The organism is Microbacterium sufflavum (assembly GCF_023101165.1).
GTDB classification, from domain to species: Bacteria; Actinomycetota; Actinomycetes; order Actinomycetales; family Microbacteriaceae; genus Microbacterium; species Microbacterium sufflavum.
The window spans coordinates 1,596,745-1,608,097 of record NZ_CP078076.1 but is presented as its reverse complement, the minus strand read 5'-3'; the positions used below and the strand labels follow the sequence as shown (position 1 = coordinate 1,608,097).

The window sequence follows — 11,353 nt, the reverse complement described above, 5'->3', positions numbered from 1 at the left end:
AGGAAGGAACAACAATGACCAGAAGCACGCAGAGGGGCTCCGCCCGCGCGGGCGCCCTCGTGGGGATCGCGACGGTCGCGGTCCTGGCGGGCTCGCTCCTGGCGCCACTCGGCGCCTCAGCGACCGAGAACGCGCTCGACGCGAACGCGCCCGTCGAGAACGCGGCGACCGAGAACGCGCCGACCGAGAACGCTCCGGTGGCGGGCGCCAGCGCACCGGACGGGCTCACCCCGGAGACCGCGGCCGCCTCCTGCTGGGAGATCAAGCAGAACAACCCCGGGTCGGCGGACGGGGTGTACTGGTTGGTCACGCCCACGCTCGTGGACCCGCAGCAGTTCTACTGCGACCAGACCACCCTCGGCGGAGGCTGGGTCATGATCGGCCGCGGACGCGAGGGGTGGAAGGAGAACTACAACGGCGTGGGAACGCCCGAGCAGATCACCACGACACCCTCGGGGACGGCCGCTTTCGCGCCGGCACAGCTGCCGGCCAAGACCGTCGACGGGCTCCTCGACGGCGCCCGTCCCGACCAGCTCCCTCCGGACAGCATCCGCGTGCACCGCGCATCGGCCGTCGACGGCAGCCGGTGGCAGGAGGTTCGCTTCAGCCTCGCGCGCCGCGACCGCTGGAACTGGACCATGGCCGGCGGCAACCCGATCAAGGACTGGATCATCGGCGGCTTCACCGGCACCGGCGGCTGGACGGGTGCCGTCGGCTGGGGCGGCCCCTCACAATCGGGCTTCGGGCACGACACGGGATGGAACGGCTCCTACTTCGCCCAGCGGCAGTCGCACCGGTACCTGATGGGCTGGTCGTACGGCGCCGAGATCACCGGGCAGGACACCCCGACGTCGTACCTGTGGGCCCCGGCGGGCGCCGGCTTCGCGATCCCCTTCGCGCAGATGTTCGTACGGCCGCAGCTGAAGCTCGCCGATCTCGACTTCGGTACCGTGCCCGCCACGGGCACGGCCGCCTCGACGCTGCGCTCGATCCCCGACAGCAACGCCCAGCGCACCGTGTGGGGTGTCTCCGGCCTCGCCAACGGCAAGGACGGGGAGCTCAACGTCGAGGTCGCGGAGTTCGGCCAGGTCGGGAACACCGTGTTCGCCGGAGGGAACTTCCGGTATGTGCAGCAGTCACGAGACGGCGCCGGACGGGTCGAGCAGCCGTACCTCGCGGGCTTCGACGTGAACAGCGGACAGTGGGTGTCGACGTTCCGGCCGCAGCTCAACGGACAGGTCAAGGCGATCGCCGCACTGCCGGACGGACGCGTGGCCATCGGCGGCCAGTTCACCCAGGTCGACGGCACCCCTCAGGTCGGCCTCGCGTTCCTCGACCCGGCGACCGGCCGGCTCTCCGGGCCGCAGGTGGCCGTGCAGAGCCGCGCCGTCGGTGCCGTGCCCTCGGTGCACGACCTGGACGTGAAGAACGGCTACCTCTACGTCGCCGGGGCCATGACGCATCTCACGGCCGTGGGCTCGGGAAAGAGCGCGAGCGCCTGGAACGGTGGTCGCATCCTCCTGTCCACCAGCACCCCGGACACGAACTGGAACGCGAACCTGAACGGCACGGCCATCGCGGTGGACGCCTCGGATCGCGGTGACCGGACGTACTTCTCCGGCTACTTCACGCGGAAGCAGACGACGTCGACGCCGAGCGCCGTCGCGCTGCAGACCGAGGCCGGCGCTCCGCTGGTGTCGCCGCTGTGGGTCCCGACGTTCAGCGAGGCGACCATCGACGCGAACGGCGACTACCAGGGCTACATCTGGCAGAACGGGGTGACCGAGGTCGGCGACCGCGTGTATCTCGGCGGCTCGCAGCACTCGCTGTTCTCCTACGACCGCTCCACTTTCCAGCTGGTCGGCGGCTCGATCGCGCACGAGGGCGGCGACATGCAGACCGTCGACGACAACGGGTCGGTGGTCATCGCGGGCTGCCACTGCGGCGACGAGGTCTACCAGGACAAGTACCTCAAGCGGGAGATCACGGAACCCTGGACAGAGGTCGACAAGATCAACCTCGCCGGAGCCTGGGACGCGGCGACCGGACACTACATCCCCGACTGGTCTCCCGTGGTCCGTTCGCGTGCGGGGCAGGGCGTGTGGGGCTCGTTCTTCGACAGCACCGGGACGCTGTGGGTCGGCGGCGACCTGACCGACTCGATGCGGGCGGGTGGCGTGAACCAGTGGTCGGGCGGCTTCATCCGCTTCGCCCCCCGCGACAGCACCGCGCCGACGACACCCGGTCCGATCTCCGCGACGCCCACGGCGAGCGGGGATCAGCAGGTGCTCACGTGGGGCGGCTCCACGGACGCCGGTGGCGGGCTCGTGTACGAGGTGCTGCGCGGCAACCGCGTCGTGGCGACCACCACGGCCGCGACCTATACGGCACCCGTCACCGCCGAGCCGACGAACTGGTTCGTGCGGGCGCGCGACGCGGTGGGCAACCGGTCGGCCAGCACGGCCGCGTTCACGGTCGAACCCGCTCCGGCGTCGGCGCTGACCCTGATCGGCAACGGCGACACGTGGTCGTGGCGGTCATCCACGGACCCGCTCCCGTCGACCTGGTCGGAGGCCGACTTCGACGACGCGGACTGGACGGTCGGCCGGGCACTGTTCGGCCGCGGCATCAGCGGCGCCACCACCGACCTCGACCCGTCCGACGCCGCGACGAAGCCGGTGAGCGCGCAGTTCCGGAAGAGCTTCGCGGTGCAGGACGCCGCCTCGGTGGTCGACGGCACCGTCTCGGTCATCGCGAACGACGGCGTGATCCTCTACCTGAACGGGAAGGAGCTGGGGCGCGTGCGGATGCCGGACGGCACCCCGACGCAGAACACGACGGCGACCGCGGTGGTCTCGCAGAAGACCGCGTCGGGAGCGAGGTCCGTGTTCTCGGTACCCGCGGGCGCCCTCGTCGACGGCACCAACGTGCTCGCGGCGTCGGTCCACGCCAACTACCGAGCGACACCGGACCTCGGCTTCGACCTCGCCTTCACGGCACGGCGCTCCACCGCGCCGGGCCCCGTGACCGACCTCACGGCCACCGCCACCGCGGATTCGGCGACACTGTCGTGGACGGCGCCGGCGAGCGCGAACACGGCCGCGTCGTATGTGATCACGCGGGCTGGGAACCAGGTCGGAACGGTCGCCGCGCCGGAGACGGCATTCACGGAGACGGACCTCGCGGCCTCGACGGCGTACGAGTACGGTGTGACGGCGCTCGGCGCGGACGGCGAAGCCTCACCGGTCACCGCCGTCACCGCCACGACGACCGCGACGGCCCCCGACCCTGTTCCGGATCCCGACGCGGGCGGCGACCAAAAGGCCGATCCCGATCAGGACGCCGCTCCCGACGCCGATCCGGCGGCCGACGCGGTGACCGTCGCCGAGGGCTCCACCTGGTCGTGGCGCTCCTCGACCGAGGCGCTCCCGGCCGACTGGAACGCCGTCGGGTTCGACGACTCGGACTGGAGCACGGGTGAGGCGCTGTTCGGCCGGGGCGTGACCTCCGCGACCACCGACCTCGGCGCGGGCGGTGACTCCGCACCGCTGAGCGCCCAGTTCCGGCACACCTTCACCGTGGACGACCCGGCGGCGGTGCACGACGGTTCGGTCACGGTGGTCGCGGACGACGGGGTCGTGCTCTACCTGAACGGGGTCGAGCTCGGGCGGAGCAATCTTCCCGACGGCGCGATCACCGTGGAGACGTACGCCACGGCGGCGCCCCGGGCGACGACCGCGGCGGCCCACCGCGTCACCTTCACCGTTCCGGCGAAGCTCCTCGCGAAGGGAGAGAACGTGCTCGCGGCATCCGTGCACGCCAACTTCCATCTCTCCCCGGACCTGAGCTTCGATCTCGGACTGACCATGCCGCGCGGCTGAGGTCAAGACCAGAGGGCGTCCTTCCCGATCCGATCGGGGAGGGCGCCCTCGTCCGCTCAGTTCGCGACGCCGAGCAGGCTGCGTGCCATCCGGGCCACGTGCGGCGGGGTGTGCGGACCGAGCCAGACCGTCCAGTGCTCGGGCGGCTCCGTGCAGGTCCACTCGACGCACCACGCATGCACGGCACGGGCCAACCGCTCGCCGCGCGCGTGAGCCCTGATCCCCTCGTCGCGGACGAGCCAGCGCACGGAGACACCGGCGGGGGCATCGATGTGCCGGCGCGGAAGATGGGCGGCGGCCTCCAGCAGGATGACGCCCTGCGCGTCCCCCGGCAGCCGCGCCGCGATCCCGGCGATGACGCCCGCGTCCGCCGCATCGCCGGCCACGAGCACCACCCCCACGAGGTCGTCCCAGTCGGGGTCGTCCCGGTGCTCGCACGCGCTGCTCATGAGACCACCATAGGTAAGGATACCCTTACCTATGGTGACCCCACCGGGCTAGCGTGCACAGCCATCGTCGTCAACAGTGTTGTCGGCCGTCGTGGACCCCGCGAGGCTGAGCGCCGTGAGTAGGAGTTCCTCGGATCGACCCGCCCGCGCCGGGCGCACCGCCGCGGCCGTCGCCGGGCTGCTGATCGCGGCACTGCTGTCGGGCTGCGGGATCACGGTGCCCAGCGACCCCGACGGCACGTTGAACGCCGTGACGGGCGGCGAGCTGCGCGTCGGGACCTCCCCCGACGGAGACCTCGTCGAGTTGTCCGGCGACGAACCACGAGGACCCGTCGTCGACCTCGTCGACGGCTTCGCGGCGCACCTCGACGCCGAGACGACCTGGACCGTCGCATCGGAGGAGACCCTCGTGCGCATGCTCGAGCAGGGCGACCTCGACCTCATCGCCGGCGCCCTCACCCCGGATACCCCCTGGATCGACAAGGCCGGAGTCACGCGCGGCTACCCCGGCATCGACGGCGCCGGCGACCGCGAGCTCGTGATGCTCGTGCCGCTCGGGGAGAACGCCTTCCTCTCGGCGCTCGAGTCGTACCTCGACCGGAAGGTGGGGTCGCCATGACGACGACCGGGCAGTTCGGACGGACGACCCTCCCGGACGAGCAGCAGCGCGCGATCCGGAAGGCGGTGCGGTGGGAGGTCTTCACGATCGTCTACACCTCGGTGACGATCGCCGTGATCGCCCTCGTGGTGGGCGAGTCGCAGGCCATGCGCACCGCGTGGATCGAGGACATGCTCTCCCTCATCCCGCAGGTGGCGTTCCTCACCGCGCTGCTCTTCGTGCGCCGCCGCCCCACGCGGAAGCACCCGTACGGGCTGCACAGGGCGATGGGTGTCGGTCACCTCGTCGCGGGTGTCGCCCTCCTCGCCGTGGGCCTCAACCTGGCGACCGAGGCGGTCACGGGTCTCATCTCCGGCGAGCACCCCACCATCGGCACGGTGCAGCTGTTCGGGCAGACCATCTGGCTGGGCTGGCTGATGGTCGCGGTCATGGTCGTCGTGATCGTCGGACCCGTGTTCTTCTACGGACCGGCGAAGTCGAAGCTGGCACCCGTGCTGCACAACAAGCTGCTCTACGCCGACGCCGACATGGCGAAGGCCGACTGGCAGACGACGGTAGCCTCGATCATCGGCGTGCTGGGGGTGGGCATCGGCATCTGGTGGCTGGACGGCGCTGCCGCCCTGTTCATCTCGCTCGGCATCATCTGGGACGGCTTCCGCAACACCAGGACCGCGATCGTGGATCTGATGGACCAGCGCGCCCGCACGTACGACAGCAAGAACCCGCACCCGCTCGCGGGCGACATCGTGTCGTATCTGCGCAGTCGTCCGTGGGTCGCCGAAGCCGCCGTGCGCATGCGCGATCAGGGTCAGGTGTTCCACATCGAGGCCTTCGTCGTGCCGCGCCGGAGCAAGGTCACCACGCACGACCTGTCCGCCGCGGCCGCCGGCATCACCGATCTCGACTGGAAGGTGCAGGACGTCGTGATCGCCCCGGTGGAGAAGCTGCCGGACGAGGCGGACCCCGGGCGATGACGGACGGCGAGCTGTTCCCGGGGTTCACGGAGGAGGTCGTGCGCACCGGCGCCTCCGACGTCTTCGTGCGGCACGGCGGCTCCGGGCCGCCCGTCGTCCTGCTGCACGGTCACCCGCGGACCTCCGCCACCTGGCATCGCGTGGCCCCGCTCCTGGTCGAGCAGGGGTTCACCGTGATCTGCCCCGACCTGCGCGGTTACGGTCGCTCGCGCGGACCCGCGCCCACGCCCGACCACTCCGCCCACTCGAAGCGGGCGGTGGCGGAGGACGTCCGCGGCGTCGTACGCCACCTCGGCCACGAGCGCTTCCACCTCGCGGGGCACGACCGCGGCAGCTACGTCGCGCTGCGTCTCGCCCTCGACTCCCCGGAGGCGGTCGAACGCGTCGCGCTGCTGGACTGCCTCCCGCTCACGGAGCACCTCCGGCGCGCCGACGCCCGCTTCGCGACACGGTGGTGGCACTGGTTCTTCTTCGCGCAGCCCGACATCCCCGAGCGCGTGATCGGGGCCGACCCGGAGGCGTGGTACGCGCCCAAGGCGGATCCGGAGACCATGGGCGCCGCGAATCATGCGGAACTCGTCCGCGCCGTGCACGACCCGTCCGTCGTGCGCGCGATGCTCGAGGACTACCGAGCCGGCCTCACGATCGACCGCGCGCACGAGGAGGCGGACGCCGCCGCGGGGCGCCGCCTGCGGATGCCCGCGCTCGTGCTGTGGTCGACACGCGACGACCTGGAGGACCTTTACGGTGACCCGGTCCGCATCTGGCGGGACTGGGCCGACGACGTGCGCGGGCACGGCATCGAGAGCGGCCACCACATGGCGGAGGAGGCCCCGGCACCCCTCGCCGCGGCGCTGGCCGCCTTCTTCGGCGCCACCCCCGCGGCGCGGACGTAGGCTGGAGGCATGACCTCACCCGTCTCCGACACCATCACCATGTTCGGCGCCGACTGGTGCCGCGACTGCATCCGCACCAAGAAGCAGCTCGACGAGCTGGGCGTCGCGTACACGTACGTCGACCTGGTCGCCGACCCCGCCGCCGCGGACATCGCGAAGGACATCTCGGGTCGCACCAACATCCCCGTCGTGGTGTACCCCGACTCGACCCACCACGTCGAGCCGTCGAACGCCGACGTGGAGTCGAAGCTGCGCGAGCTCTCGCTCATCTGACCGGCCCCATCGCGCCGCTACACTGGCGCGATGAGCACCGAGGCTCGACCCGACCGCGCCCCCGCCCGGCTGTCCCCCCGCACGATCGCGCTGTACGCCGTGGGCTCCGTCGGCACCGGCGGCTACGCGACGCTTCCCGGCCTGGTGCTGACCTACTTCCTCACCGACAACCTCGGCGTCGCCGCCCTCGCGGCCGGCCTGATCGTCACGCTCGCGAAGGTGTGGGACGTGCTGATCGATCCGCTGATCGGTGCCGCGTCCGACCGGCAACTCGCCCGCACCGGCTCTCGCCGCGGGTTCATGGTGGTCGGCGCCGTCACGCTCCCGGTGTTCTTCGCCCTCACCTTCGCGGTGCCGCCCGCCTGGGGTCCCGTGGCCGGAGCGCTCTGCGTGCTCCTGGCCTTCCTCGCGACGGCGACCGCGTTCAGTCTGTTCCAGGTGCCCTACGTCGCGCTGCCCGCCGAGCTGACGTCCGGCTACGACGAGCGCACGCGACTGCTGGGCTGGCGCGTGGTGGTGCTGACGGCCGCGATCCTGCTGTTCGGTGCCGGTGGTCCCGCACTCCGGACGGCCGCGCCCGACCCGGTCGCCGGGTATCTGCTGATGGGCGTCGCGGCGGGACTCGCGATCGGCGTCGGCATGCTCATCGCCTCGCGCACCGCCGCCGCGACCGGCGACGACCCCGCACGGCCGCGGGAGCCGGAGGCATCGTCGGCGTGGCGGGAGCAGTACCTGTCCGGGTTCCGAGCGCTGCGCCGCAGTCAGCCGTTCCGCGCCCTGCTCGCCACGTTCCTGCTGCAGGCGCTCGCGACCGGCACGATGCTGGCCGGGGCCCAGTACGTGGCGACGTGGGTCCTGCGCTCGGAGGACGCGGTCACTCTCGTGTTCGTCGCCCTGGTCGGCCCGGCACTGTTGGCGACGCCCGCGTGGACGGTGGTCGCGCGGCGCCTCGGCAAGGAGCGGGCGTTCGCGATCGCCAGCTGCCTGTTCCTGCTGGCCGCGCTCTCCCTCGTCGCCGCGGTGTGGTCGCCCGGCGGGTGGATGTACGCCGCGGTCGCCGTGGCCGGCATCGCGTACGCGGGCCTGCAGTCGCTGCCGATGGCGATGCTGCCCGACGTGATCTCGCACGACGAGCGGTCGAGCCGACCCGGACAGGCCGGCACGTTCACCGGCATCTGGACCGCGGGCGAGACGGTGGGCTTCGCGCTCGGAGCCACCGCCGTCTCGCTCACTCTGGCCGCGACAGGCTACGTCTCGACCGTCGCCGGGGAGGCGGTCGCGCAGCCGCCCGCCGCGATCACCGGCATCGTGCTGAGCTTCAGCGTGCTGCCCGCCGCACTCATGGCCGCGAGCCTGGCGACCCTCCGGCGCTACCGGCTGCGCCGGGAGGACATCGAGGCGCTGCAGACCACCGACGCCTAAGCTGGGACCGTCCGAAGGAGACGCCGATGACCCCTGCGCGCACGACAACGCCCGACTCCGACTCCGACGCCACCGCCGCGACGGCCCCCGCCTCTCCCCCGCTGGGCGAGGGCGAGCAGGAGCGGTTCGACACCGCGATCGAGGAGCTGCACACCGGGACGCAGCTGTGGGCCGCGCTCACGATCGCCCAGCGCGCGACGCTGCTGCGACAGGTGCGCACGAGCGTCGCCGCGACCGCGGAGGACTGGGCGCGCACCGCCGCCGCCTCCAAGGGCCTCGACGCCCGGCACCCGCTGCGCGGCGAGGAGTGGCTCAGCGGTCCGTACAGCGTGCTCGGCGCGCTCGACGCCTCCATCGCCACGCTGACCCGCCTGGCCGATGGACGCAACCCGCTCGACGGCGTGAAGGTCGACCGCGCGCCGGGCGGCCGCGCTCGCGTGCACGCGTTCCCGCTCACGGGGATCGACCGCTTCCTGCTGTCGGGCTTCACGGGCGAGGTGTGGCTGCGGCCGGGTACAACGCCGAACGCCGCGCGGGCCAGGGCGGGACTGGCGCAGCGCACGCCGGCGCGGTCCGGCGGCGTGGGGCTCGTGCTCGGCGCCGGCAACGTGACCTCGATCCCGGTGCTCGACGTGCTGTACGAGCTGCTGGCGCACAACCGCACGGCCCTGCTCAAGGTCAATCCCACGCAGGACCCGCTGGTGCCGGTGTACAAGCGCGCGCTCGCCCCGCTGATCGAGCCCGGCTTCCTGCGGATCATGCGCGGCGGCCCGGCGGCGGGCGCCTACCTCACGCAGCACCCCGGGATCGCGCACGTGCACATCACCGGATCGGCCGCGACCTTCGACACGATCGTGTGGGGCCCCTCCTCGGGCGAGGGCGCCGCGGCGACGAAGCGGCGGCGGCGTGAGAACCGCCCGCTGCTGAAGAAGCCCATCACGGCCGAGCTCGGCGGCGTCTCCCCCATCATCGTGGTGCCGGGCCCGTGGACCGATGCCGACATCGCGTATCAGGCCGAGCACATCGCCACCATGCGGCTGCAGAACAGCGGGCACAACTGCATCGCCGGTCAGGTCGTGATCCTGTCCGCGGACTGGGACCGCGCCGACGCGTTCCGTGCCGCCCTGCGCCGCGCGTACGCCAACGCACCGGAACGCCCGACCTGGTACCCGGGTTCGGCGTCGCGGATGCAGACCGCCACCGACGCCTACCCCGACGCGCTCGTGCTCGGCGACCGCCTGCTCGTCGAGGTCGACGGCGACGACGACGCCACGGCGCTGGAGAACACCGAGTACTTCGCCCCCGTGCTGGGCGTGGTGAGCCTGCCGGGCACGGGACAGGCGTTCCTGGACGCGGCGGTCGCGCACGCCAACGAGAAGCTGCAGGGCACGCTCGGCGCCAATCTGCTGATCGACCCGGCGACCGAGAAGGCGCTCGGCAGTGGGTTCGACCGGGCGCTCACCGCGCTGCACTACGGCTCGATCGCGATCAACGGCTGGACGGCGTTCGGCTTCATCACGCCGACCCTCACGTGGGGTGCGTTCCCCGGCAGCACGATCGACGACGTGGGCAGCGGCATCGGCGTGGTGCACAACGCGCTGCTGCTCGACGATGTCGAGCGCTCGGTGCTGCGCGGCCCGTTCCGCCCGTTCCCCCGCTCCCTGCCGGTCCTGAACGGTGGCGGACGAGCGACCATCCTCCCGAAGCCGCCGTGGTTCGTGTCGGCCCGCACGGGCGCCGAGGTGAGCGAGGGTCTCACCCGGCATCGCGCGAACGGCGGTGTCGGCGGGCTGCTGGCGACGCTGACGAAGGCCCTGCGCGCCTGACGCCGCGGGGTCAGGCCTCCGCGCGGAACCGGTCGGTTGCGGCGCGGAGCGCGGCGCTGATGCCGGGCTCCGTGGCCGCGTGCCCCGCATCGTCGACCACCACGAACTCGGACTCCGGCCACGCGCGGTGCAGATCCCACGCGGTCATCATGGGCGTCGCGACGTCGTGCCGACCCTGCACGATCACGGCCGGGATGTGCCGGATCGCGTCGACGCCCGCGATCAGCTGTCCCTCGTCCCACCAGCCGCCGTGCACGAAGAAGTGGTTCTCGATGCGCGCGAACGCGGTCGCCCGGCGCGGATCCGACATCGCCGCGATCTGCTCGGGGTCGGGGCGCAGCGTCACGGTCGCGGCCTCCCAGGTCGACCACGCGATCGCGGCGGGCACGTGCACCGCGGGGTCGGGGTCGAACAGCCGCCGGTGGTACGCCTCGATGAGCCGCGAGCGCTCCAGCACCGGGATCGGGGCGATGAACCGCTCCCACAGGTCGGGGAAGAGCGCCGCAGCCCCGCCCTCGTAGAACCACTCGAGCTCGGCGCGGCGCAGGGTGAAGATGCCGCGCAGGACGAGCTCGGTCACCACCTCCGGATGCGCCTGGGCGTAGGCGAGGGCGAGGGCGCTGCCCCACGAGCCCCCGAACACCTGCCACCGCGGGATGCCGAGGTTCTTGCGCAGCAGCTCGAGGTCGGCGATCAGGTGGGCCGTCGTGACGTGCCGCAGATCGGCGTCGGGCTCGCTCGCCGACGGGGTGCTGCGTCCGCACCCGCGCTGGTCGAGCAGCACGATGCGGTAGGCGTCGGGGTCGAAGAACCGGCGCTGCCACGGCGACGTGCCACTGCCGGGGCCGCCGTGCAGGAAGACCACCGGCTTGCCGTCGGGGTTGCCGCTGACCTCCCAGTACACGCGGTGGCCGTCGCCGACGAGCAGCTCGCCCGTGTCGTACGGCTCGATCGCGGGATAGAGTCCCTCGGTGTTCGTCATCATCGGCCCCCCAGCCGGTCGTGCAGTCGTG

9 protein-coding genes are annotated in these 11,353 nt (G+C 72.2%); 7 read left to right on the top strand and 2 right to left on the bottom strand.

The genetic code is table 11. The annotated features are described in order from the left end of the window. Window positions 1–14 precede the first annotated feature (14 nt). Complete coding sequence (locus KV394_RS07855) at window positions 15–3,881, top strand: fibrinogen-like YCDxxxxGGGW domain-containing protein (RefSeq protein WP_247982739.1); 3,867 nt, start codon at window positions 15–17, stop codon at window positions 3,879–3,881. Between the two features lie 56 nt (window positions 3,882–3,937). On the opposite strand, the gene KV394_RS07850 is transcribed toward KV394_RS07855, so the two are convergent. Further along, a complete protein-coding gene (locus tag KV394_RS07850) occupies window positions 3,938–4,330 on the bottom strand; it encodes an SIP domain-containing protein (RefSeq protein WP_136044633.1) in 393 nt (130 codons plus the stop codon). A gap of 115 nt (window positions 4,331–4,445) precedes the next feature. Here KV394_RS07850 and KV394_RS07845 point away from each other — a divergent pair, with 115 nt between their 5' ends. The 6 genes from KV394_RS07845 to KV394_RS07820 are packed head-to-tail and all read left to right on the top strand — an operon-like array spanning window position 4,446 to window position 10,340. Then, window positions 4,446–4,949, top strand: coding sequence for a type 2 periplasmic-binding domain-containing protein (locus tag KV394_RS07845; protein WP_247982738.1), 504 nt, complete (start codon window positions 4,446–4,448; stop codon window positions 4,947–4,949). Next, window positions 4,946–5,923 (top strand): cation transporter, encoded by a 978-nt coding sequence (locus tag KV394_RS07840; RefSeq protein ID WP_247982737.1) that lies wholly within the window; start codon window positions 4,946–4,948, stop codon window positions 5,921–5,923. Before KV394_RS07845 ends, KV394_RS07840 begins: the two co-directional genes overlap by 4 nt. Further along, window positions 5,920–6,819 (top strand): alpha/beta fold hydrolase, encoded by a 900-nt coding sequence (locus tag KV394_RS07835; protein WP_247982736.1) that lies wholly within the window; start codon window positions 5,920–5,922, stop codon window positions 6,817–6,819. Before KV394_RS07840 ends, KV394_RS07835 begins: the two co-directional genes overlap by 4 nt. A 9-nt stretch (window positions 6,820–6,828) precedes the next feature. Beyond that, window positions 6,829–7,092, top strand: a complete 264-nt coding sequence (locus KV394_RS07830; protein WP_136029330.1) for a glutaredoxin family protein — start codon at window positions 6,829–6,831, stop codon at window positions 7,090–7,092. Window positions 7,093–7,122: 30 nt separating this feature from the next. Further along, window positions 7,123–8,514, top strand: coding sequence for an MFS transporter (locus KV394_RS07825; RefSeq protein ID WP_247982735.1), 1,392 nt, complete (start codon window positions 7,123–7,125; stop codon window positions 8,512–8,514). A gap of 26 nt (window positions 8,515–8,540) precedes the next feature. After that, entirely contained in the window at window positions 8,541–10,340 is a 1,800-nt protein-coding gene (locus KV394_RS07820; RefSeq protein ID WP_247982734.1) for an aldehyde dehydrogenase family protein, read from the top strand. 10 nt (window positions 10,341–10,350) lie between these two features. On the opposite strand, the gene pip is transcribed toward KV394_RS07820, so the two are convergent. Next, window positions 10,351–11,325, bottom strand: coding sequence for a prolyl aminopeptidase (gene pip / locus KV394_RS07815; RefSeq protein WP_205812613.1), 975 nt, complete (start codon window positions 11,323–11,325; stop codon window positions 10,351–10,353). Between the last annotated feature and the right edge of the window lie 28 nt (window positions 11,326–11,353).